The sequence below is a fragment of the Pseudomonas sp. P867 genome, assembly GCF_019891455.1.
GTDB lineage: Bacteria > Pseudomonadota > Gammaproteobacteria > Pseudomonadales > Pseudomonadaceae > Aquipseudomonas > Aquipseudomonas synxantha_A.
The window spans coordinates 92,320-116,047 of the sequence record NZ_JAFLXB010000001.1 but is presented as its reverse complement, the minus strand read 5'-3'; the positions used below and the strand labels follow the sequence as shown (position 1 = coordinate 116,047).

The 23,728-nt window shown below is 54.2% G+C and carries 25 protein-coding genes and 1 pseudogene; 24 read left to right on the top strand and 2 right to left on the bottom strand.

The features are described from left to right. The first annotated feature begins 1 nt into the window (after position 1). From J1G33_RS00610 to J1G33_RS00505, 22 genes are all read left to right on the top strand, one after another. Positions 2 to 760: a hypothetical protein gene (locus tag J1G33_RS00610; protein ID WP_223017572.1), complete on the top strand. Its 759-nt coding sequence runs from the start codon at positions 2 to 4 to the stop codon at positions 758 to 760. Beyond that, the gene (locus J1G33_RS00605; RefSeq protein ID WP_223017571.1) at positions 760 to 1,458 is read left to right on the top strand and encodes a DUF2786 domain-containing protein; all 699 of its coding nucleotides are present in this window, start codon (positions 760 to 762) and stop codon (positions 1,456 to 1,458) included. The genes J1G33_RS00610 and J1G33_RS00605 overlap by 1 nt, the downstream gene beginning before the upstream one ends. Then, positions 1,455 to 2,174: an HNH endonuclease signature motif containing protein gene (locus J1G33_RS00600; protein WP_223017570.1), complete on the top strand. Its 720-nt coding sequence runs from the start codon at positions 1,455 to 1,457 to the stop codon at positions 2,172 to 2,174. The genes J1G33_RS00605 and J1G33_RS00600 overlap by 4 nt, the downstream gene beginning before the upstream one ends. Further along, positions 2,158 to 2,376: a hypothetical protein gene (locus J1G33_RS00595; RefSeq protein ID WP_032877851.1), complete on the top strand. Its 219-nt coding sequence runs from the start codon at positions 2,158 to 2,160 to the stop codon at positions 2,374 to 2,376. The genes J1G33_RS00600 and J1G33_RS00595 overlap by 17 nt, the downstream gene beginning before the upstream one ends. Then, positions 2,373 to 3,722, top strand: a complete 1,350-nt coding sequence (gene dnaB, locus J1G33_RS00590) for a replicative DNA helicase (protein WP_122365581.1) — start codon at positions 2,373 to 2,375, stop codon at positions 3,720 to 3,722. The genes J1G33_RS00595 and dnaB overlap by 4 nt, the downstream gene beginning before the upstream one ends. A gap of 180 nt (positions 3,723 to 3,902) precedes the next feature. Next, the gene (locus J1G33_RS00585) at positions 3,903 to 4,424 is read left to right on the top strand and encodes a hypothetical protein (protein WP_122365579.1); all 522 of its coding nucleotides are present in this window, start codon (positions 3,903 to 3,905) and stop codon (positions 4,422 to 4,424) included. After that, a complete protein-coding gene (locus tag J1G33_RS00580; protein WP_008437325.1) occupies positions 4,421 to 4,660 on the top strand; it encodes a type II toxin-antitoxin system HicA family toxin in 240 nt (79 codons plus the stop codon). Before J1G33_RS00585 ends, J1G33_RS00580 begins: the two co-directional genes overlap by 4 nt. Further along, positions 4,660 to 5,661: a nucleoid-associated protein YejK gene (gene yejK, locus J1G33_RS00575; protein ID WP_223017569.1), complete on the top strand. Its 1,002-nt coding sequence runs from the start codon at positions 4,660 to 4,662 to the stop codon at positions 5,659 to 5,661. The genes J1G33_RS00580 and yejK overlap by 1 nt, the downstream gene beginning before the upstream one ends. Before the next feature lie 33 nt (positions 5,662 to 5,694). Next, on the top strand, positions 5,695 to 5,931 hold the full coding sequence (locus J1G33_RS28045; RefSeq protein WP_223017568.1) for an Arc family DNA-binding protein: 237 nt from the start codon (positions 5,695 to 5,697) through the stop codon (positions 5,929 to 5,931). Beyond that, positions 5,928 to 7,700 (top strand): ParB family protein, encoded by a 1,773-nt coding sequence (locus J1G33_RS00565; RefSeq protein WP_223017567.1) that lies wholly within the window; start codon positions 5,928 to 5,930, stop codon positions 7,698 to 7,700. Before J1G33_RS28045 ends, J1G33_RS00565 begins: the two co-directional genes overlap by 4 nt. Before the next feature lie 28 nt (positions 7,701 to 7,728). Beyond that, positions 7,729 to 8,424 carry a DUF2857 domain-containing protein gene (locus J1G33_RS00560; RefSeq protein WP_008437329.1) on the top strand — a complete coding sequence of 232 codons (696 nt, stop codon included), beginning with the start codon at positions 7,729 to 7,731 and terminating at the stop codon, positions 8,422 to 8,424. After that, complete coding sequence (locus J1G33_RS00555) at positions 8,421 to 9,722, top strand: STY4528 family pathogenicity island replication protein (protein ID WP_223017566.1); 1,302 nt, start codon at positions 8,421 to 8,423, stop codon at positions 9,720 to 9,722. Before J1G33_RS00560 ends, J1G33_RS00555 begins: the two co-directional genes overlap by 4 nt. Positions 9,723 to 9,775: 53 nt before the next feature. Beyond that, complete coding sequence (locus J1G33_RS00550; protein WP_223017565.1) at positions 9,776 to 10,351, top strand: hypothetical protein; 576 nt, start codon at positions 9,776 to 9,778, stop codon at positions 10,349 to 10,351. Then, positions 10,344 to 11,069 (top strand): PFL_4669 family integrating conjugative element protein, encoded by a 726-nt coding sequence (locus J1G33_RS00545; protein ID WP_223017564.1) that lies wholly within the window; start codon positions 10,344 to 10,346, stop codon positions 11,067 to 11,069. Before J1G33_RS00550 ends, J1G33_RS00545 begins: the two co-directional genes overlap by 8 nt. A gap of 5 nt (positions 11,070 to 11,074) precedes the next feature. Further along, positions 11,075 to 11,614, top strand: coding sequence for a DUF3158 family protein (locus J1G33_RS00540; RefSeq protein ID WP_223017563.1), 540 nt, complete (start codon positions 11,075 to 11,077; stop codon positions 11,612 to 11,614). A 15-nt stretch (positions 11,615 to 11,629) separates the two neighbouring features. Further along, the gene (locus J1G33_RS00535; RefSeq protein ID WP_223017562.1) at positions 11,630 to 12,094 is read left to right on the top strand and encodes a single-stranded DNA-binding protein; all 465 of its coding nucleotides are present in this window, start codon (positions 11,630 to 11,632) and stop codon (positions 12,092 to 12,094) included. 109 nt (positions 12,095 to 12,203) lie between these two features. Next, positions 12,204 to 12,629 carry a hypothetical protein gene (locus J1G33_RS00530; protein WP_223017561.1) on the top strand — a complete coding sequence of 142 codons (426 nt, stop codon included), beginning with the start codon at positions 12,204 to 12,206 and terminating at the stop codon, positions 12,627 to 12,629. Positions 12,630 to 12,807: 178 nt separating this feature from the next. Beyond that, on the top strand, positions 12,808 to 13,005 hold the full coding sequence (locus J1G33_RS00525) for a CrpP family ICE-associated protein (protein ID WP_223017560.1): 198 nt from the start codon (positions 12,808 to 12,810) through the stop codon (positions 13,003 to 13,005). A 99-nt stretch (positions 13,006 to 13,104) separates the two neighbouring features. Then, a complete protein-coding gene (gene topA / locus J1G33_RS00520; RefSeq protein ID WP_223017559.1) occupies positions 13,105 to 15,009 on the top strand; it encodes a type I DNA topoisomerase in 1,905 nt (634 codons plus the stop codon). A 164-nt stretch (positions 15,010 to 15,173) separates the two neighbouring features. After that, complete coding sequence (locus J1G33_RS00515; protein ID WP_198716036.1) at positions 15,174 to 15,863, top strand: NYN domain-containing protein; 690 nt, start codon at positions 15,174 to 15,176, stop codon at positions 15,861 to 15,863. 148 nt (positions 15,864 to 16,011) lie between these two features. Beyond that, on the top strand, positions 16,012 to 17,892 hold the full coding sequence (locus tag J1G33_RS00510) for a hypothetical protein (RefSeq protein ID WP_223017558.1): 1,881 nt from the start codon (positions 16,012 to 16,014) through the stop codon (positions 17,890 to 17,892). Beyond that, a complete protein-coding gene (locus J1G33_RS00505) occupies positions 17,889 to 19,844 on the top strand; it encodes a DEAD/DEAH box helicase (protein ID WP_223017695.1) in 1,956 nt (651 codons plus the stop codon). The genes J1G33_RS00510 and J1G33_RS00505 overlap by 4 nt, the downstream gene beginning before the upstream one ends. Positions 19,845 to 19,874: 30 nt before the next feature. Here the strand turns inward: J1G33_RS00505 and J1G33_RS27810 are convergent. Together J1G33_RS27810 and J1G33_RS00500 are read right to left on the bottom strand one after the other, a co-directional pair. Further along, positions 19,875 to 20,176: pseudogene (locus tag J1G33_RS27810) on the bottom strand (hypothetical protein). A gap of 158 nt (positions 20,177 to 20,334) precedes the next feature. Beyond that, on the bottom strand, positions 20,335 to 20,610 hold the full coding sequence (locus tag J1G33_RS00500; protein WP_262416681.1) for a superinfection immunity protein: 276 nt from the start codon (positions 20,608 to 20,610) through the stop codon (positions 20,335 to 20,337). Between the two features lie 145 nt (positions 20,611 to 20,755). Here J1G33_RS00500 and J1G33_RS00495 point away from each other — a divergent pair, with 145 nt between their 5' ends. Both J1G33_RS00495 and J1G33_RS00490 read left to right on the top strand, forming a co-directional pair. Then, positions 20,756 to 21,913: a TcpQ domain-containing protein gene (locus J1G33_RS00495; RefSeq protein WP_223017556.1), complete on the top strand. Its 1,158-nt coding sequence runs from the start codon at positions 20,756 to 20,758 to the stop codon at positions 21,911 to 21,913. Beyond that, on the top strand, positions 21,913 to 23,727 hold the full coding sequence (locus J1G33_RS00490; RefSeq protein ID WP_223017555.1) for a PilN family type IVB pilus formation outer membrane protein: 1,815 nt from the start codon (positions 21,913 to 21,915) through the stop codon (positions 23,725 to 23,727). Before J1G33_RS00495 ends, J1G33_RS00490 begins: the two co-directional genes overlap by 1 nt. Position 23,728: the final 1 nt, after the last annotated feature.

The window sequence follows — 23,728 nt, the reverse complement described above, 5'->3', positions numbered from 1 at the left end:
AATGGCGAAGCCCTCCATTACCGACGCCCGCAGTATTACTGCAGATCTCATTCTAGAGGTTGGCAAGTACTACAGCGCTCAGCAATTGCGCAGCTTGCAAGCCAAGCTCAGTGGAACCGCACGAGAAATCCGAGCACTGACAAGCGGTTGCCATTTACCCGGTCGGATTGGCGCTCAGTTGAGCGTTGAACAGCTTCAGCTTTTGCAGGACGCCGCGAAGCTTATCGAGTCAGTGAACTCGAACATTAAGCACGCGAAGGAAAAGCGCGGCCGCGACGAAAGCCAAGCCAAACGCCGTCAGCAAAGTCGATATGCCGAAGCCAAACGCCTGGTAGCTGAAACATATCTAGAACCTTTTGTTCCTGAGTCAACGGCTTTGGACCCTCTCCTGGATATTCTTAAAACAGCGCTGACGCTCAATCGCGCAGACGTTTTCAGGAATGGTTATTCCCCAAGGGAGTTCAATCTCAGGCTCCGTGATTACCTATCGCCTGCCAGAACTCGAAAGCTTATTGGCTGGACCAGCCCAAGTGCCTTTTGGATAAGCACGGTTCTCTCTCTGCGTAATGACGTTGTGCAAACTGTTGAGCAAGAGATTGCTTACGACGATGGCTCGAGTGTTCAAAACCGTCTTGACGCCTTAAAACAGAAGGTTGCGGACTGTCTTGCCCACACTCACCTCTCTGCTGATGAGGAAGAAACACTTCGCCTGTGGTCAGAGGCGCTCTCCCCCCGCCTTCAACAGGGAGGGGACGACTAATGGACAAGCAAAAAGTCCTCAGCAAGGTCGCCAAACTCATGGCGCTGGCCAAATCACAAGGCGCTGCCCCAAACGAAGTGGAAATTGCACTTCGCCAAGCGCGCCATTTGATGAAGCAGTACAACCTGGAACACACCGAAGTCGCTGCCCATACAATCGAAGAAGCCATTGTGGGTACCAAAACCCGTCGGGCACCGCAGGACTGGCTGCACAACCTGGCTTCAATCTGCTCCCAAGCCTTCGATTGCAGCCACTTGGCGTATTTCAATCCGTTACTTGGCTGGTGCTTCAAGTTCTTGGGGAAAGGTATTTCACCCGAGCTGGAAGCTCACACCTATTCAACGCTGCATCACCAGCTTGTGGCAGCCCGACGAGCTCATGTTGCCCAGCAGAAGCGCTGCCAACTGAAAACCAAACGTCACCGTGGCCAACTGTTTGCAGAGGGCTGGCTCAATGCCGTCGCCTCTAAGGTGAACCAGTTTGCAGGCGGGATAGACGAAAACACTGCGCTGGAGATCCAAGCCTACCTGGAATGGCACCATCCAAAACTAACACTAGCCATTATCAAGCCCATCGAAGCCAAAGGTCATGACACCCGCTCTCTGCAAGCGGGATGGGACCAGGGCAAGAATGCCAGGCTGCATCGTGGTGTTGGACAGCAGTCACAAGGAGCCCTTGGGCATGGGGGGAGCCAATGAGAACTCATTCGCTTTCACCTTTGGCCATGGCGGCGCTGGAACAAGCCAGATCCCAGCTTGGGCTTACCCCGGTTCACAAACACCATGTTTGGAGTGAGGCAGAAGAGCGCACGCTCATTGCCCGTTATCCCGATGAACCGACTCATGTCCTAGCCGCCGAATTGGGGCTCAGCGTCTATCAGGTCTATGCCAAAGCCAAACGGCTGGGTTTGAGCAAAAGCACCGAGTTTCTTCGCAGTAGTCTCTGTGGCCGGCTTGACGGCAAGTTGGGCGCTGAATTCCGCTTTCCCAAGGGTTTTGTCCCGTGGAATAAGGGCCTCAAGGGGCTCCCCTCCTCTGGCCGCATGACTCAAACGCAGTTTAAGGCAGGGAATAAACCAGGGAACTGGCTCCCTGTTGGCAGCCTGCGCACGACTCCTGACGGCTATCTGCAGAAGAAAATCACCGATACCGGTTATCCACCCGTTGACTGGAAAGCGGTGCACGTACTGCTCTGGGAGGAGCATCACGGACCAGTCCCTTTAAACATGTGCGTGTGCTTCAAGGACGGCAACAAGGCCCATATAGCTCTGAATAACCTGGAGTTGCTGACGAGGGCAGAACGCATGCGTCGTAACACCATTCATCGGTATCCGGAAGAGCTGAAATCCGCAATACGCGCTATCGGCAAACTCAAACGCACCATCCGGGAGGTTGAAAATGAAGAACAAGATTGAAGATCTACGTAATCACCTGTTCGTCGCGATCGAGAGCCTCCTGGACCCGGAAAAACCAATGGAAATTGAACGGGCTAAAGCGGTAGCGGAGGTTGCTCAGGTCATGATCAATTCAGCGAAGGTTGAAGTCGACATGGTCAAAGCCCTGGGGGCACGCAACGGGAGTGGTTTTCTTCAGATAGGTCAGGAGTCAGGGAAATGAATCACCTTGACCTCTCACCGCCCTACTCCGTAGAGGCTGAACAAGGTGTGTTAGGTGGGCTACTGCTCGACAACAACACCTGGGATCTCGTCGCGGACAAACTGGATGCCTCTGATTTTTTTCGACACGACCATCGGTTGCTGTTCCGGACAATGGCAAGCCTTGCTGACAAGTCGATTCCGTTCGACATCGTCACCGTCCACAACGCGCTGGAGGAGCCAGACGAAGCCGGAGGGCTGGGCTATCTAGGCGAGCTGGCCAAAAACACGCCGTCTGTAGCCAACATCGAGCATTACGCATCCATCGTGCGTAATCGCTCTCGGCTCAGACAGCTCATGTCCCTTGGATACCAATGCTCTCGCGAGGCGACAGACCCGTTGGCAAGTGCGGAGGATGTTCAAGAATCAATTGAACAGCAACTGTTCGCTCTGGGTGAGGGCAAGAGCGCAACGGAATTCGTCAATATCAACCAGTGCCTGACGAATGTCGTCGAACAAATAGACGAACATTTCAACGGCAATATCACCGTGACCGGCCTGCCTTCAGGCCTGGAGGATCTGGACGAGCTGACGTCGGGTTTTCAAGAAGCCGACCTGATCATCCTCGGCGCGCGCCCGTCTATGGGGAAGACCTCTCTGGCTTTGAACTTCATAGATACGGCTCTGCAGGCAAAGCTTGATCGTACAGTTCAGGTTTTCAGCATGGAAATGCCGGCCAAAGCATTGATGTATCGATTGATGGGCATCCTAGGCCATATCGATCTGGGCAGGCTATTGAAGGGCAAGCTCGATGATGATGATTGGCCGAAGCTGACTGCAGCGGTTTCTCGTATCAATGGCTATGGCGAGCGCCTGGTCATCGACGACTCATCAGCGCTCACGCCTGCAGTAATCAGAGCCAAATCTCGTCGAGCAGCTCGTCGCTTCGGGCACCCGAGCTTGATCCTGATCGATTACCTGCAGCTCATGCGCTGCCCAGGTCAGGAAAACAGAGCCAACGAGATCAGCGCTATATCCCAATCCCTCAAGGCCCTGGCGAAAGAGATGAATTGCCCGGTGGTTGCGCTTTCCCAGCTCAACCGAGAACTGGAGCGTCGGCCAAATAAGCGTCCGATCAACGCAGACCTGCGTGATAGCGGTGCGATTGAACAGGACGCGGACCTGATTATGTTCGTCTACCGGGACGAGGTGTACCACCCTCAGAGCGAACACAAAGGCATTGCAGAAATCATTCTCGGCAAGGCGCGTAACGGCCCAACTGGGACCGTACGAACAGCCTTCATCGCCAATCAGACCCGGTTTGCCAACCTCAGTCCTAACGCCGGCTGGCAAGGGGCTCAAATATGAAAAAGCACACCTCAGCGATGAATACTCTCGTCCGCATCACTCACTGGTGCCTTCAATGCGATAGCCACCACCCAAAACACCAAGTGAGTGGCGCTCCAGCCTTACCCGGCGGTGAAGTGGACGAGCTTATTTGCCCTACTTGCAATAGCTATGACATCGAGGAACTTCAGGAGGTGTCGGATGCACAGTAGCGCCGAGCTATTTCCTAGTATCCATGCCGGTGCCGTGTTCGAAGCCTCTGCCGTGGCTCATGCCCATAAATCTGGGATAAACCCAGTGGAGCTCGACGCATTAGCTCAAGCGATCGGCCGCCTTGCTCGTGACCACAGCACCGTGGTCCCAATGAGCATGCGTGAGGATCTGTTGGAGTTTGAGAAGCTCGGCTACGTCGAGCTGACCAACACGCCCAGCGCAACAATTACCGTTGAACTGCTCTGCGCGGGCGCCTTGCTATCCAGTTACTTCTGGTCGGTTTGGGTGCCCCGCTACCTCCAGTGCTGCTCGCTGAAAGTGGCCGTCATGTCTCACCTGCAACACCCCGCGGAAGTTCAGCACTGCAGCGTGGTGTTCCGCGTCCCTGGAGCACGTGAGGCTACGCGTCACTTTTTGCATGAGCTCGGTACCAAGTTTCCTGGCGACCAGGCTGAAATCATCGCGATCCAGACCGGTAACGTTCTGGCAGCCAGGGATGCAGAGCTATGACCACCAATCTCCTACGCGGAAAAAGCGAGAGCCTTCGTGTACTCGTGAAGTTTGCTGAAGCGAATGGCTGGACGGTGTCTCGCACTCAAGGTGGCCACATCAAGTTCACCAAGTCTGGCCTTGGATCGATTTACACCTCATCAACCGCAAGCGATTACCGCTCAGGCCTTAATGCCAAAGCCCGTATTCGTCGTGCTGATCGAGCTCAAACCCTACATTCGCAGGAGGCAATCTAATGCCTATCCGTCATTGCATCGTCCACCTGATCGACAAAAAACCCGATGGCACACCAGCTGTCCTCCAGGCACGCGATTCGGAGCTATCCGAATCGGTCGCCATCGAGAACATGCTTGCCGAACTCAACGAGAGCTATAACGCCAAACAAGGCAAGGCCTGGGGTTTCTTCCATGCCGAGTCCGGCGCGCACCCGTTTAGCGGCTGGTTAAAGCAGTACTTTGAAGGTGGCCAGGACTTCACCGCCTTCAGCCACACGGCGGTCGAGCATCTGCAAAAGCTGATGGAAGAATCCAACCTCTCCACCGGTGGCCACGTACTGTTTGCCCATTACCAGCAAGGCATGACCGACTACCTAACTGTTGCCCTGCTCCATCACAGTGAAGGCGTGGTGGTCACTGAAGATCTGGACGTCACTCCTTCACGCCACCTGGACGTTGGCCAGCTGTACCTGGCGGCGCGTATCAACCTGTCCGAGTGGCAGAACAACAAACAGTCCAAGCAGTACATCTCGTACATCAAAGGCAAGAACGGTAAGAAGATCTCGGGGTATTTCAGCGACTTCATTGGTTGCATGGAAGGCGTCGACGGCCCGGGCGAAACCCGCACCCTCCTCAAGGCGTTCAGCGACTTCGTTGAAAACGAAGACCTGCCAGACGAATCGGCCCGCGAGAAAACCAAGGCCCTGGTGGACTACGCCACCAGCCAGGCCAAGCTCGGTGAACCCATGGGCCTGGAGGAACTCTCGGGCCTGATCGATGAAGATCGGCCCAAGGCGTTCTACGACCATATCCGCAATAAGGACTACGGCCTGTCGCCGGAAATCCCCCTGGATAAACGCACTCTCAACCAATTCCGTCGGTTCACCGGCCGTGCCGAAGGCTTGTCCATCAGTTTTGAAGCGCATCTGCTAGGGGACAAGATCGAGTACGACGAGGCGTCCAATTCATTAGTCATCAAGGGGTTACCTACCCAACTCACTGATCAGTTGAAACGTCGCTGAACACACTTTCTACCCTAGGCATCGGAGCCCACCATGAGTAACAAACCAAAGCGTCTGCATGAAGAAAAATTCGTTATTCGCCTTCCCGACGGGATGCGCGAACGCATCGCGTTGGAAGCACGTGACAACGCCAGGTCGATGAACTCAGAAATTGTTTATCGGCTGGAAACAACTGCCGAACTTGAAGCCGCTCTTGATCGTGCTTTAAAAATCATTGACCAGCTTTTGGCGGCAAGCCCGGCTTACGCGCAGCCAGGAGCCAGAGTATGAAACCGTCTTTGGCCCAGACCATGAAAGATAAGCTGTTGCTGCCGGCGTTTGAATCGAAGTCGCCAGTGGCAGCGCGGATGAGTGACCCCATCGTCGATACACCCATGCTGTTGACCCTCGACGAAACGCTGCCGTATGACGAAAACCCAAGGACGACTCGTAACCCGAAGTACGATGAAATTAAAGAGTCGATACGAAATCGGGGTCTCGATACGCCACCTCCCGTAACCCGCAAACCTGGGGAAGATAAGTACCGGATCCGCAACGGCGGTAACACTCGTCTGGCAATTTTAAACGAGTTGTATCGTGAGACCGGCGACGAGAAGTACTTCAAGTTTCACTGCCTATTTCGCCCCTGGGACGCCGTTCGGGGCGAAATCATCTCGCTCACCGGCCACTTGGCTGAAAACGACCTGCAAGGCCAGCTCCTATTCATTGAGCGGGCTATTGGGGTCGACAAAGCGAGAGCGCTATATGAAACAGAGGCAGGGGAATCTATCTCATTGCGTGAGCTTTCACGGCGGCTCAGCGCAGATGGCTACCCTATCTCTCATACGCACATAAGCCGAATGCAGGACGCCATCCGCTACCTGCTTCCTGCAATTCCTACGGTGCTGTATTCCGGACTAGGTGTAGACCGAGTTTCGAAGATTCTTTCTTTGAGAAAGAGCGCCTTGCAGTGCTGGGAGCGCAATTACCAAACGCAAGAAAATGGGCCGATTCTAGAATTTGAGACAATTTTTCAAGATGTATTGTCCCAGTTTGAGGGCGATGCAGAAGAGTTTCTGTTCCAGCGATTCCAGGACGAACTAATTGATCAGCTCAAAAAGCCTTTAAATCTCGGTTACGAAAAGATACTGCTGGAAATCACTCAGAACCAGGACCAGTTGCGCCGCTCTACGCCGGTTCTTGAGCTGCCACAGTACCCTGCATCGCAATTTGAGGGGGGGACTCAACTTAACGCCTCAAACAATGGCATTGAGGCTAATCAGAACCCTCTACAACTACCCCCTGCTCCTTCGGGGGGCAGCACACATAAGACGACGCCCTCCAAAGAGAGTCCTTCACCTCAAGGGGTCCAACAGCAACTGGCCCCTACTCCGCGGGAGCAAATGAGCCCACAAGAACGCCAAGCACGTATCGATGGGCACATTGCGAGTCCTGTGAAGACTTCTCCCAGAGTCGACAAGATGAAACGGGAGCTCGCTGCGCTTGACGGTGAGGTCTTGCCCGACTTCGCCTCCAATGCCTTGGTGGCCATACCTGTTCAAGCGGGCGGACTCAATCCCATTTCTGACCTTTGGTACATCGAACGCGAAATAGACAATACCGCAACCCTGCGTCAGCACATTGCTCAATTGGCTCGCGAAATAGCCAGCTCGGTCAAAGCCCCAGGTCAATTTATCGATATCGATGGTGGCGTCGGGTTCAGCTACCGACACCCCGAAGCGGAAGTCGAAATTACTGCCACAGCCCAACATACCTTGACGCTGCTCCAGTCTTTGAGCGGCTCAATGACCATCGTACTGAAAATGATTCAGCAGCAACCCGAGCTTCAAATTGACGCTTTGGCTGACTTCGAGTTCGCAGCCGGGCTGGGCCAGATCTTACTGGGCCAGCCTCACACAAAAGATCAGCCCCCTGAAAGTGAATGCCGTCTCAGCGACGGCGCTTTAGTGAAGCTGTTCCGCATTATTCGTCTCGCAAGACGTTTGATTGATCTGGAAATCCAGTCAGTCGCCAACAACGGTCCGAATTCAGCCAGTTAACACACGGACTCTACAAGGGGGAGTCGTCATGTCCAAGACACCAATAAATGAAGCAATCCTGTCACAGGTGCTTCATCACATGCGAAATGGCCAACTTCGGCGCTGCATCGAAATGGGCCTGGAGCCAGAGATATTGGCTCAGCTCCAACAACCTTCAGTACTGAGCTTGCTGCTTAACACTCCCGTGTCTTGGTGCAACGTCACCATTGATGGGGACATGGTAAAAAAACTACTGTCAGGCGCGCAGCGTTCTGATGAAGAAGTGCGCATGATTGAACGTGCGCTGCGACTTGGCGCGACCACTCAAATGCTGCAACAGTTCTTCGGGCTGTCTCCGCAGGATGTGGCCCTTCAACGCCTCATGATCGGCGTGACGGCACGTCGTGGCCGTTGGCGCGAATTCAGTGAGGAGATGGACGCTCAGCTTTGGTACCGATGGACGCACCTAATGCAAGAGCATCAGGTAGAGCTTGGCGACAGTCTCGCGTTGCTGGACATCGCCATGTTAGTCGCCGAGGAACTCAATGCTCCACAGGATACTAGCCCAGATGAAACCCACGAGAACCTCAGCCTGGCCATCATCTGGCATCGCATTCAGTCCTGGATAAAGGAAGGGCTTTACCCTCCAGCAAACCCTGGCCTTCCGAGAAGGCTACAGCTTGTGTCTTCTCAACGACTTGCACAGCCTGCAGCGACATCGGTGGAAGGTGACTCTGTATTATGAGGTTGTCTCGGCTCCCCTTGTCGACGCTTTTAGACTCGGCCTCGGGTCACCTTGAAGCTCATTTGCTTCAGAAAAAAGAGTCGGCGCCTCCGGGGATTGAAGGGTCTTCCCCCTACTCCGGAATTATTTTCAGCGGGAACCCACACGAAACGGTACCTCGCCGATTGCTTTTGGATGATCGCTTAACCCCGCTTGAAAGAAACACCTGGCAGGTATTTCGCCTACTGATCAACGACGACGGCCTTACGGCGTTCCCTACCTATGACCAACTGCGGCCATATTTGGGTATGCAACCCGGTAGGCCTGCTTCACGTGAAACTGTATCAAAAGCATTAGTGACCCTACGGCTTACCCGTTGGCTTAGCCTGGGGCGACGGGTGCGCAATGATCTGAGTGGACAAGTGCAAGGCAACGTCTACCTGCTTCATGACGAACCGGTCACACCGGCCGAAGCTCTAGAGTTCGACAAGGACTACTTGCAGCTACTCGCGCAGTCAATGCAGCACCAGACCAAGGTGATTCGCGAAGTGGCAGAAATTGCCTGGAAGGAATTTGCATCTGATCCTGATGTTGGCCAACGCTTACCTAGCAGGCTGGACATCATCGAATCCCGCATGAATAGCCAGGCCTGGACCAAAGCGCAGGCGCCCGTCGTACTTAAAGCGACTGAGTTCGGAATCCGAACTCAGCAAAATATAGCTCTATCTCCACTGAGTTCGGATACCGAACTCAGTGAAAAAGGCGAAGAGCGAATCGCTTTGGAGCAGAGTTCGGATGCCGAACTCAGCCGTAAATCACTGAGTTCGGGCTTAGTTCGGCATCCGAACTCATATAGTACGTATACAGATACACACAAAGATGTTTGTAAAAGCTCTGTACATGTACCGCCCACACCAAACGACATGGCTGCCGATTTACTCGGTGCACTGCATCGTCTACCGGTCGAGCAAAAACAGAACGCGGTCATGGCGCTGCAAAAGGTTCCAGCAGAGTTGAAACCGGCGCTGATCAAACAATGGGTCCACCGCTGTGACTCGGGAGGTGTCCGTAACCCGCTGGGTTACTTGATGACACTCGTCGGAATGGCCGTTCGCGGAGATTTCAACAGTCAATGGAACCCTGACGACAAGGCAAAAGCGAGTCACGAGCGTCAAGAAGCTTCAGCGCCGCCAGAGGGCACAGAGCAGCCGACGAAGACGGTAACTCAGCCCCGTAGCCCTGAGTCGATACAAACCGCAAAACACACACTCAGCGGAATGTTGCATCTGCTGAAGCCTAATCGGGGTACACATCCGTGATGTTAGGCGGACAACGAGGTCATCGAGGTAACGCGGCCCACAGCACAGCGGCCGTGGCCGGAATCTGGACCGGCGACACAGCAAGTGTTGTGGCCCACAACACCTTGTCAGGATCCGGCATCGATGGCGGCAGCCATGCAAGTGGTGCGGCCCGCACCACCTCAGCAGGATCCGATATCGATGCCGGCAACGATACAGATGATGCGGCTCGCACCACCCCGGCAGAATCCGGCATCGATGGTGGCAGCCATGTAAGTGGTGCGGCCCGCACCACCTCGGCAGGGTCCGGCATCGATGGTGGAAGCCATGCAAGTGGTGCGGCCCGCACCACCTCAGCAGGATCAGATATCGGTGCCGGCAGCAATACAGGTGATGCGGCCCGCATCACCCCGGCAGAATCCGGCATCGATGGTGGCAGCCATGTAAGTGTTGCGGCCCGCAACACACCAACAGGGTCCGGCATCAGTGGAGGTCATCAGCTCACAGGCGAGTTACATCTCTTCCTATATATAGAAGCATCAACAAATCCCCTTCCATCGGGCTACGCATTTAATGCTGCGTCTCCTATAGCCAAATTGCAGCATGGGTACGTCAATCCTCTTCCCAAGGAAACACTGCACCATGGCTGATAACTTCCGGCTCAACATCGGTTCACTGCGCAGCGATGTGAAGCTCACCCTTCACACTCACCACGCCGCTCGTATATGGATGGGGCGCCCTAAAAATGACCTCAAAGCCGGCATCATCGGTCTGTCAGGGTTCTGCACTGTCGTCAATCGGATGTCTCGTGGCGCCCAACAGGATGATCCCTACTCTGACTGGTGGATGATCCTCCTCGAAGAGAAGATCAACGATTCCAAGGAAGCGTTAAAGACCATCGAAGATCGCCTGGACACAGCCATGGCCTCCCTTCCGCCGGCCATCAGCATTAGCGAAAACCTGTCGATCCAGCCTGTCAGCCTCCCGCTGTACATCTCCAATCCCCTCGGATTTCAGGCCGTGTACCTGCTGACGAACTACGACGAAATTGTCAGACGCATTTTGCTGGCCCAGCACGTTGGCCTTGTCGGCCGGCACGATATGGAAACCTGGATTGATGAAGGCGCAGCGGTACTGCGGAGACTGTTTGGCCTGGCCCAGATTTATAAATACTCAGGCGCTGCTCGCGACGACTTTGCCGCAAACAATGCCAAAGCTGAAGCAGCCCACAAAATGTACGAGCGCTACGGTGAGCTGCCACAGGACATCCTGGAAGGCACCCGCCGTTCGAATTTCGCTCCACCGATCATCCGCGGTCAGCAGCAAACCGAGACGGATGATCATCTCGATGACTCCGTTGAGGGTTAAAGAGCATGGGCCAGATTCCCTCCAATGATGGGTCGCTGCAACAGGCCGCCTTCCGGCCACTGCAACAGGAAGCCTTTCAGCGACTGCAACAGGCCGCCTCACTAAAAGGCCTTTTAAAGCCTTTTAAAGGTAAGGGGGAGCTGACCCAATTTGCCGATCTTTGCCGAGCTCAAGAATCGGACCTAAAAGCTCTTGCCCAGGAAGTACTGAGCCAAGCCCGTCGATATCCATTCACCCTTGTTCCAGTGCGATTGACTGAGCAGAACACCCAAGCCGGTACCCAGTTTTTGAGATGGCAGCAGGTGACAGATCGGCGCATGGGCGTCGGGGTTTGGGCAGAAATGATGGGGTCACCCAGAACACCGGAATCCATGCTGCAGGATCTTTACGTGATGGAGCTGCAGCGCATCACCTTGAACATGCAAATGAGTTTGCTGCACTCGATCACCAAACAGGCCGCCGAGTGCGCAGAAAAAATGGGCCAGGCAGAGGCCGTGTATACCGCTCGCCTGCAGCAGCTCAACAATCCAACGCAACACCAATAACCTCGGAGAACACTCATGGGCACGCCCGTACAAGGCTGGGAAGGCAATATCGGTTCTGCACCGGAATTCAAAGAATTCCCCAACGGCAATAAAGACCCACGTCGACTCATGCGAGCCAACGTTTACTTCGACAATTCGATTCCGGATGGCAAAGGCGGCTACGAAGATCGTGGCGGTTTTTGGGCGAATGTGGAGTGGTGGCACAAGGACGCCGAGCATTACTCGCAACTGTTCCAGAAAGGAATGCGAGTGCTGGTATCCGGTCGCGCCGTCATGGACCGTTGGAAGAACGACGAAGGTGAATTCGAAGCTTTGAAAATCCAGGCCAGCCGAGTCGGCATGCTGCCACACCGCGTGACCATGGTGAATCTGGCGCCTTCGCAAAATCAGAATTCGCAACAGACCAACAGACCCGAATCGCGGCCGCAGCCAGCTCCAGGCCCGGATGAATATCCAGATACCGATCCACCGCAACTCTGAATACAGGGGCTTAAATTTTCGGCCCATTCGGGTAGCTGTCGGTGTTGGGGGAACAGCTCATCGTTTCCCCCAACCTGGTTAGGAAATCGCTATAAATTAGGAGGCGCCGATGGATGAAGGATTGAGGGACCCTACAGGGTTCGTTGTAATTGGCGCAGAGCACCCAGGTTTAGGCCGTGTGTACTGGGCATACTTCGATGAGAGCGAGGTGAATGCTCCGGACTACTACGGGCTCACCCTGGACCTAAACCGAGCATCATGGGCTCCAGTTGGGTGGCGAACGGGGGAGTATCTGATGGGGGGGCGTGGAGAGACAGACCTTGATACCTGGCAAGCCCGCCGATTTATCAACACCTTGCTCGATGAATACCGCTTAGATACTGAATACCGCGTCGACTTTGACGATGACGACGAAATGTCTGAACACTTATACGGCAAGCTGGAACAACTACGTGTTCAAAGCGGACAATCCACTCAGGACTTCATCGCGTGGATCAGAGCTGCGAACTGGACGGACGAGCCCGCTACGAATTGACATAAAGCCCGCCAATTGGTTGGCAAAAAATCGCGCCATTCGTTAACTTTTTGGTTGAGCCACACTTCCATTCGGCTATTTCAAGCACAGAAGATTAAAACCTCCGTTTTTGTGGAAAAAAATGCTCTATTCGTGATGCTACTGTCTGATAGATCTGTTCTTCGGGGACCGATAGCCAATGGCGCAATCTCGAACTTCTTTGAAACCAGCAGATAGGCGGCAATTCAATAACCCCCATACTGCCGTTCAAATAGCCGGTACTGACGCCGCCCGGAAAGGGCTACGGGTGTATGACTGCCCTTACCACCATCCTGCGATGCGCGCGTCGTGGCTAAAGGGCTTTGCCCAGGAACAGCAGCTGACGCTTAAGCTCTAGCCGCTAAAAGCCTCCCGTTGTGCATTGACCATTTCCCATTGAAGCCCTACCTGCCATGACGTGACAGTCCCTCTCTGCTTAATTGAGAAGGGGCACACCGTGAAGCTATTGATCATCGAGGCACCTGGGAAGCGGAAAAAGCTTCAGCCAATGATGGAGAAGCTGCGCCCAGGTGAAAACTGGAAGGTGGTCGCAAGTGGTGGGCACATACGCGACTTGCCGGCCAGTGGGCAGGACGACAGCATGATCACTACCGGTGTCCGCAAAGATTACAGACCGGTGTACGTGATCCTGGAAAAAAGCGCCAAGGCCGTGCAAACCATGAAGGCCGCAGCTAAAGAGGCCGATGAAATCTACCTTGCAACCGACCCGGATCGCGAAGGTGAAAGCATCAGCTGGCACATCCAGCAAGTATTGGCGATCAAAGCCTACAAACGCGTCACCTTCAATGAAATCACCCTTAAGCGTGTCGCAGAGGCTCTAGCCAATCCTCGCCAAATCGATTTGAACAGAGTCGCGTCACAAGAATGCCGGCGTGTACTTGATCGTTTGGTGGGTTACCTGGTGACTCAGGAGCTACGCCGACTGATGGGCAAGCCCACCTCTGCAGGCCGCGTGCAATCGCCTGCCGTATACCTGGTGGTTTTGCGCGAGCGCGAGATCCGTAACTTCCAGGTAGTCAGCCACTTCGGAGTGCGTCTGAACTTTATGGATATGAATCAGGGCTCCACCTGGTATGCAGATTGGCAACCGGTACCGGAGTTCGCAAGCAAAGACTTTCCTTACGTTCAAGATGCCAACCTGGCTCAACTCGTCGCCGGCACACGTAATGTCGTCGTCGAGTCCTGTGAAGACCGCAATGCTGAGCGCCATCCACCCGCGCCCTTTATCTCTTCCACCCTTCAACAAGCAGCCAGCAACGCCTTGAAATGGGACCCGGACAAAACCATGCAAGTCGCCCAGCGATTGTATGAACAAGGCGTCATTACCTACCACAGGACGGATAATCCCAACGTACCAGACGAGGCTATGGAGGATATAAGAACCGTAGCTAGATTCATCGGGTTGAAGACCGTCGACCAGCGACGTACATTCAAGGCCGCCGAAGGCGCGCAGGAAGGCCACCCCGCTATTACCCCGACGCATTGGGCTGATGCAAAAGCTGGTGAGAACGACGAGGAGCTCGCCCTGTACAAGTTGATTTGGGTCCGGGCGCTGGCCAGCCAGATCGAAGCGGCGGTTTTCGACGTGCGTGCTGTAAAACTGCTCGCGGTTGGCCCAAATGGTAAAGCTCTGCGATTCAATGCAACTGGTGAAACACTTTTTCATCCTGGGTGGCGGAAACTGCTCAAGGGCGATGACACAGACGATGAGGAAGATGCAGCAGCGAGCAACCCAGTTCCTGCACTCTCACCAAAACAGATCCTCTCTGTGCACAACGGAGAACTGCTGAAGAAGAAAACCCAGCCGCCATCCCGCTACACCAAGGCCAGTCTGATCAAGGAAATGGAGCGCCGCGGTATTGGTCGTCCCAGTACGTTCGCCTCGATCTTGAAGAACATCACCAGCAAAGGAATGATCGAGGAAAAAAGCCGCAAGCTGATACCGGCGCCGCTGGGAGAGGAAACAATCGCGAAGCTGGAAGGGTTCTTCAGTTTCGTGGAGCTCGATTTTACGAGGGAGCTGGAGCGCGATTTGGACAAAATCGCCCAGGGCCAAGACACCTATGGAGCTGTCGTTGCACGTCTGCATAGGCGCCTGGAAGAGGAACTGTCTCAGCAGCGAGGAATGCCGAGTGTGCCTATGGCGTCAGGTCCACGCCCACCCAAAGCAGGTGGCGCTTTCAACTGTCCCAAGTGCAATCAGCCCCTCGCAAGGCGACAAAAAAAAGGGGACGGTGGCTATGACTTCTGGGGTTGCACAGGCTTCAAATCGAATGGATGCAAGGTGAGTTTTCCAAACTTGAATGGCAAGCCGGACTTCGACAAACCCAAACGGGGGTAGACGGAGGGGCATGAACGCGATTGTGACAGGGTAGTTGACATACATGGCAACTATGTCATCATTAACTTACTACTCAGCCCCGTACGCAGCGATTCAGTTCGCTGGCTGTTGGGGTGAAGAAACCGGCCTTGCGCCGGTTTTTTCGTTTCCAAGGACTGAATATCTTGCGTACAGCCTGCTTTGTGGACGGTTACAACCTGTTTTACGGCCTACTCGCAGGCACGCAGTACAAATGGCTCGATCTTCCATCGTTGCTCGCGCACATTCTGCGAGTCGAGCACCCTGACAACACTCTGGTATCGGTCAGTTTTTTCACTTCCGGTGTGAAACCCTCACTTGCCAGCCGTGGCATCCGCTCGAAAGAAGCTCAAGATAGTTACCTCCGCGCCTTGATAGCACGCGGTGTTGACGTTACGTACGGGCGCCATCAGTTAGAGTCAGGCAAAGCTCCTCGTTTTGTTAATAAGAACACTCCGGCGTCTAGGCTCGACCAGGTCGATATCTGGAAGCTTGAAGAAAAAGAAACGGACGTTCACATCGCTATCAGCATGTATCGGCTAGCAGCTCGCCAAGCGAGTCTGATGCCGGAGGAGCGTATCCAGCAGATCGTGTTGGTTTCGGCTGATACCGACATGACCCCCGCCTTGCGAGCGCTCCGAGAAGACTTTCCAAACCTACGTATCGGGGTGATTTTGCCGCACCGTGAAGGTATCAAACGAACGATACCTGGATCCCTTAAACATCATGCACATTGGATGCGCCACATCGTTACAACTGAAGAACTTGCCAGCCACCAGTTTCCAAACCGGGTATCTACTCAAAAAAAGCCGGCTGTGAAGCCTGACTACTGGTAAATCCAAGCTCATCAAATACTGCCTACAGCTCTTCTCTTCCAAAATATTCGGCAAGCCCTAAATCACCGTGATGGGCGTTATGCATTAACGCTGGAACGATACCTACCCTATACCCGACATTCTCTTCGAATCGCAGAGGAGGTCATGGGTGAGCGTGCAGAAAAGACAATCGGTGTTGGGACTGCGCATCTTGGCGCCGAAGCTGGAGAAGTTCTCTGACCGGCAGATTGAAGTCGCCCAGACCTGGGCTTTGCATTTTAGCGTACCGCCCTCCCGACTGACCTCATTCATCGAAACCTATCTGAGTTCAACCGTCCACACTCGGTGCTGGTGCGTCACCCTGCCCTCAACAAGTGATCAAATACAACCAGTCCTGGCCAGAATCGGCGATCACCTCCAGTACTTCGATGGTCATCAGGTTAAGGCCTGCAAAATCTTCAGCAAGGACCGCGTGCATAAGAGAAAACCCACCGCAATGGTGGCCCAGCAACTACTGCTCAGGTTTGAAAAACGCTGGTATGCAGACGTCCTACTGACCTCCTTCTGCAAGTCGGCTGGAGAGAGGGCGAAAGCCCTGTCGATTGAAGATCTCGGGAGCTTCAATCGCAGCGGATACGATTCAATGGTGAGCAACAATCGGTACTTCATTCCCCGAAACCGGTTTTACCTGAAGCAGATTGGCAGCACGCTGAAGCAGTTTTGCCAGTGCCTGGATCAGGAACTACTGTTCGCCGTTCGTTCAGTGCAATGCCCCTCCCCCAAGCTCTATAACTGGCTGGCTCAAGGTGACCGTAAACGCCGCCTCCAGGCCCTAAAAGCCCAGCCAGTACTGATTCCACTTCTGGTACTAGCAGATCAATGGCCATGGCCGTGGGATGGGCAGCAACAGGCATACATGACCTGCCCGTGGGACGACCTTCAAGAATGCCGCCCAAACTGGAGCGACGATGGCTCTTTGATCGTTGCGCAAGAGTGCCTGATCGGTCGCATTGCAGACGCAGGACTTCCGCTTATCGACACACTGGCCTGGCTGCTACAGGCGCCGCGTGCGGCAGTGCGCTACTTAGGGCAACAACGAGTATTCGATACCGGCAGTGCATTGACCCGTATCAATCGTGAGGGGCCTGAAGTGCCCTGGCATCGACTGCTGCTAGGAGCCTCACTGGGCAACCGCCGCCCCCTTAAAAAAGCGCACTGGATCACGTTCTTCGCCTTGCTGGATAAAATCCCGTATCAACTGCGGGAGCAAACGCAGGACTGGAACAGAATGCTGTCAGGGTGTCCAACAGATTGGTCTGACCCCAGTTGGCACCAAATCGCCGACGACTTACGAGACCTGAACGAGCTCTTCAACAACATAGATCAGAGCTACGGACCCGATGCCTCTGAAGCACTGCAAAAACTCAAAAGCTTCATTGCTACTGCTACCTATCACCAGATCGCCAGTTTGGTGGATGCCTTTCACCTCGCGATGATAGACATACGTGAAGCCCTGGATGCAGCAGATCCCCAAACAAAAACAGACTCTTTAACGTCCTGGAGGCCGCTGCTTAATCCAAACGACACACCACTCGTAAGCCCGAATGGGCTGCAAATTGTGGAACTGAACTGTCCCGCTGATCTTTATGCGGAACATCGAGCGCTGGGCCATTGCATTGATGGTTACGACTACAGCGCTTATCGGGGCAACTGCCGTCTTTTTTCGGTTCGAGAAAACGGGCAATCGTTGGCCTCTGCTGAAATCCAGATGAATGAAAGCGCCTGGGGAGAAACGCTAGAAAAATTGACTCCCAAACACCTGATGACGACACAACTGCGAGGGGTACGCAATCGCACGCCTAAGTCGGGCTCCAGGGTTGACCGGGCTTATCAATGGTTTTGGGCAAAGATCAAATCGGGTGAAATCGCCATCAACCTGGAATGGCCCGACCAGACCCTATCCATGTCGCGCTATACAAATCGAAACCGGAAAAAATTGCATGCTCAAGCATGCGCGGAATGGATCAACTTGCGCCTGGGCAAAACATGAGCCGTCCGCGCCTCATGAACCGCCGGCAGGACCTGGTCGAAAAAATCATCTTCGACGGCTATGACTTCGGCATTCTGTTGCAGTACGTAGACGGAGCCAATCGGCTATTTCTCGAACGTGATGGTTTCTACATCCGCCGTGCCGAGCATCCCCAGCATCGCTATTGGCGCTTGCCCAAAGGCAAGTTGCTGGATGACCTGGACGTGCTCTTCCACCGGTTGATGGAGTTGTCCGAGGACCGCTTCAATGAAAGTTGGGAGACGTTTTCACAGAAAATCTCAACGGCACAACGCGTACCAGATCGGCAGGCATTCACTTGGGGGCTGACCTTTCGGATAGCTCCACTCGTTCAGGGCGGGATCTTGCTGTCAGGTGACTATCATCCTGGCGCGGTCGCCGTTTCAAGGCGCATGCACGGCGTGTATCTCGGGCATTCCAAGTCCTGGCGCATCGACGCTGGCGCGGAAGTGGTGCGAAGCAACCTGATCCTGGAGCTTGGACTGTCGGAAGATCAGTTCGAGATCCTCGATACCGTGCAAGAGCTGCTGACCGACGGATCCATTGTTCCAGCTGATGAAATCACCCGCATCAGTCTTGGTGGACCTCCACAGGAGCGCGCAGCGCAAGCCACTGATGACAGCACATCAACCGACGTGTATCTAGCCGCGGTGCCCTCAATCGAGCGCACCGGGCTCACCACCGAGCAAATCAATCAGGCCTTGGCTGGATATTCTTTACTGGACCACCAACCTGCGGGCATCAGGCACCTGTTACAGCGAACCAGCGCCTTGCTTGCGGATGATATGGGCCTCGGCAAAACACGCCAGGCAATCATCGCCGCTGCTGTCCGAGCAGCTGGTAGACCTATCTTGGTCATCACCTTGTCGACGCTGATCATCAACTGGCAACGAGAAATCCAGATGGTGTATCCAGATGCCACAATCGGTCAGCAAGCCTTTGATCCTTCATTGCAGTGGATAATCACCAACTACGAACGCCTGGGTGATTTTGTCCTGCATGCGGGCCACTTTGAGGTGATGATCATCGATGAGGCCCACCGTTTGAAAGAGCCGACCGCCGCGTGGACACGTCACGGCTTCGACATTGCCGCCAAGATACCCAACCGTTACCTGCTGACGGGTACGCCAGTCCTCAACCGAGAATCAGAGCTGCACACGCTGTTACGGCTATCCGGCCATCCTGTGGGGAAGCTGCCCCTCAAAGAATTCTGCGAACAGTTCACCGGCAGTCAGGATTTTCGCAAGAATCTGCGCGACGCGATTGGCGACTGGATGCTTCGTCGACGCAAGGATGTTTTACCCGGACTCAAAGGCAAACAGCGACAAACATTGCCCGTGGAACTCACCACTGAAGAGCGCAAGCAATACGATCAGATTCGCCTTGAAGACAGACCTAGCCTGGCCAGGCTGGGATCACTACGTCAGTTGCTCGAGCAGGTGAAGGTCCGAGTCGTGATGGAGCTGCTGTGCGAACTGGACGCGCAGGACAAAGTTATCTTGTTCTGTGAGTTCATGGATACGGTAGGAACACTTCGCACTCGGTGCAAGCAAGCTGAGTACGGGTGCGTCACGGTTGTCGGCAGTGACTCTGTAGGCAGACGGCAGAAGGCGATCGATCAATTCCAAAGTGATCCAGAAACCCGTGTCTTTGCCGCCACTACCTCCGCTGCCGGCACCGGCAACAACCTCACTGCGGCCAACTATGTGATGTTCCTGGGCCTCCCCTGGACGCCTGGACTGCAGGACCAGGCTGAGGACAGGGCCTACCGCAATGGGCAGTTGAGGATGGTCGTGGTGAAAATCCCGCTGGTGGAAAACACCATCGACCAGATGCTCTGGCAAATGCTGCTGGATAAGCGCCAGTTGGCAAGTGACCTCATTGAGCCCGATACAATCGCCAGCGCCAGATCAGAGTTATCAATGAGATTCTGAATCTGAAACCGTTCAGCGAAGTCACCAAACTTACTTGTTGATATCCCCGAGATGTTGATCAGATAACTTTCCTGTCACAGCAAAAGCTCGAGCCCTATCAGTTCCCCATACCAGAGCTTTTGTCATAGTCTCTGTGGGAAGGTTCTCATAAAATTCCTCAAAATTGCAACACCGTCGCCTCGATACACACCAATAAAGAGCTGGGTGACGCTGGAGGAAGTAATTCTCACTTGAACATCTATGCATGTGCCGTCACTCAGAGGTTCATCGTGGCTGCGATGATGAAGTTTATTATTAAACCACTTCGAAAAGGTGCTTCCACGCTTTTTCATACTCGTCTATCCATGATGCGCCCCGTAGAAATAACCCTACCCATTAACGACATACATACTGAAATAACAAAAGCCCCAAAGCTTTTTTGCTCGGATAAATTTTATAAAATCAACTTGACCTGATGATCACTGTGCGCAACTCCGTACACGTTTAATTACTATTCAACTGGTTGACTCTGAGGATAGCACATGGCCAATTGATAAGCCGCCCACCAGCCGATTAAGGTCCATCCAGCCAACAGATTGATGATAAATATACGGCGAGGAGGAGCTGGTTCGACTAGAGCTGTGTAAATTGAGGGGAATAAGTAAATGGCTGTGGCGCTAGTATAGAACAAAATGTTAGCTACTATCGCTATCGAATTGTCGCCGCTGCTAATAAGGTAGCTGAACAGGCAGGTGGGCGCGAGCACTGCTAAGCCAAAGACATTCATCGCAACCTCTCCCTGAAAACTTGACGATAGCATATTGGCATTATAGATAGCGAAATACCTAAAGACGCAGTTTTCTATTTCCTACTGCGCTCTTGGTATCAGCCTGTCACCTTTCCCCCTATCATTACAGGGGGCCTCTCGGCACATGATCAGGCACGTCACCACGCTCTCGCTTCTCGCGTTGATCGCAAGTTGCACGACCCATACCGCGCAGACACCCAAGCCCGCCTTCGACAGCAGTCGAAACCCGGACATGTTGACGCCAGACCTCTATCCTGGCGGGGCCGTTCCTGAAAAAGAACCAGTAATGCGCTATGGCCGCTACACCCTCGTCAGCACGCTGCCAGATTCTGGCCAACGTGACCTGATGGCTCAAATTATCGACATCAGCATTCCTGCCAACATGCACCCAAATGTGCGTGAGGCCATGCAGTACGTCGTGGACCGTTCAGGTTATACGCTTTGCTCGGCAGACTCTGACCACGTCAACATCCTTTACACCCGACCACTCCCAGCAGCTCAATATAAACTTGGCCCAATGACCCTGCGTAACACCCTGCAGGTGCTCGCAGGTCCGGCCTGGCAGGTGAAGGTCGACGAGGTCAACCGTCAGGTGTGCTACGTCCTGCGCCCTGGCTACCAGCTCACGGACTCTCCACGTCCTGCATCAACTCAGATTGCTCAACTCAACACATCGACAGCTGCACAGCCTATCGCAGCGAAGAGCAATAACAACGATGCGGGCAGCCAAGTAGTAGTCGCCGCCGTTCCGCAAACAGCGCCTTTCACAGCAACCGCATCTGCCGCCACACCTGCGGCGAATGCTGCACCAGCCAAAACCGTGGCCCCTCCTACGGTGAATACCAAGGACGGCTCTGCCAAACAAACGTCTACCTTGCCGACTCCGAGTCCGGCCTCGACCTCGTCCAGCAACCCAAATGCCAAGGCCGCTTCAACTCCGAAACTGGTCACCGCGCCGTCCGCAGTTTCTGCAGCGCCAAAGCCGGTTGCGACGGACATTGCAGCACCGAAGCCGCTGGCCCAGACATGGACGGCTTCAACTGGCTCAACCCTTCGTCAAACCGTCGAAGGCTGGGCTGAAAAAGCGGGCTGGAAACTGATGTGGCAGGTCGATGATTTGGATTACTCAATTGACGCTCCACTTCGATTTGAGGGCAGTTTCCAAGAAGCCATCGGGTCGATTTTCCCGCTGTACGACACGGCTCCACGGTCCTTTCTGGTCGATGTGGTCGACAGTAGCTCATCACAGCGGCTGATTTTTATTACAGAGAGGAACAAATGATGAATGCTCGTCTCTGGATCAAAGGCACAGCCTTGTCACTCATGGTCTCGCTGGTGAGTTCCTGTTCGCTGCAGCGCGTGAATGAATCAGCCAGCCGAGCTGAAAATGACGCTGCGACAGCCTCCCAATACAGCCGATTTCTGAGAAATCAGCAACAAGAGTCCGCGCGCGCTACGGTGGTGTTCAGCGACAAACCATGGGTATCCAAAAAACCGCTGGTCGCAAAGCGTGGTTTACCGCTGAGCATGGATTGCGATATCACCTATCGCCCTTCGTATAACGTTGGTATCGCTGAGATCGCGCAGTACATCACTAGCGAATGTGGTGTTCCGGTCATCGTAGCCCCTGATGCAATCGACCCAAGTGTCCTTTCCACTTCGACGCAGGGCAACTCAGGACCTGCGGTTCCACCTGGTTTGGGCTCTGCCGACAACCTGGCCAACTTCATGCCCGCCGGCGTCATCGGTAATGTTCCGAGCAACGCCCGCTCAATGAATTCGGTTGGGCTGACTGCGCCCAACACATTCCCCATTAAGTACAGCGGCAAGCTGTCAGGGTTGTTGAATCAAGCGACCTCCCAGTTGGGTTTGGCGTGGAATTATTCCACCGATGATCGAAGCGTGCATGTCACTTACTTCGACACCAAGACGTTCGACATCTGGGCATTTGGAGATGACCAGGTCATCGAAAGCACTGTGAAGTCGGGTTTGCTGACCGCCACAGGCAGCGGGAGCAGTTCCGGTGGTGGTGGTGGCGGATCTTCGTCGACAGGTGCATCGGGTGAGTCAGGCAGCAACCAGAGCACCACCGTCACCATCAAGACCTCGCTGATCGGAGACATTGAAAAGAACGTCAAGGCGATGCTGAGCCAACAGCCCCAAGGTCGGATGTTCCTCTCACGATCCACTGGCACCCTGACGGTAAGTGATCGACCAGAAGTGCTCTCAAACGTTGCTAAATACCTGAATTCGATCAACAGCAGTATCACCCGTCAGGTGTTGTTCAACGTCAAAGTTTTCGAGGTAACTCTCACCGACACAGACCAGACCGGCCTGGACTGGACGGCTGTCTATAAGTCCCTGAGCAACAAATGGGGCTTTTCTCTGAAGAATGCCACCACCGGCATAAGTACGGGCGCGGTGTCGGGTTCCTTGAGTATTTTGGACACGTCGAAGTCTCCTTGGGCTGGCTCCAACTTAATTATCAAAGCACTTTCAGAACAGGGCCGAATCTCAAACGTTCGCTCGCCGTCGGTCACCACGCTGAATTTGCAGCCGGCCCCCATCCAGATCGGCAACGTAAAGAGCTATGTCGCATCAAGTTCGACAACCACTACGGCTTCCGTTGGATCGTCTACTTCGCTCACCCCCGCGACCATCACCAGCGGCTTCAACATGATGTTGCTTCCTCGAATCATCGACCAGGACAATATGCTGCTGATGATCACCCTGAGCATGAGCAGCAAACCGACCTTCACCACTTTTACGAGCAACGGCTCCAGTGTCCAGACAGCGGACTACGACACCAAGAATCTGTCGCCCAAGGTCAAATTGCGCAGCGGTCAAACCCTAGTACTTACAGGCTTTGAGGAGAACAGCGAAAACGCAACCAAGTCTGGCGTGGGGGATCCTGGGTTCTTCGGTTTGGGCGGCAGCCGTGTCCGCACCACAGGACACAGCGTGCTCGTAGTGCTGATTACTCCTGTTGTTGATAGCGACACAGGCAGCCTCAGCGCAGTGATTTCACCTGCTGCCAACGAGCCTTGGGGCTCTTACCCCACCCCACTGCTGCATTGCACAGGTTCCAATGGGTAAG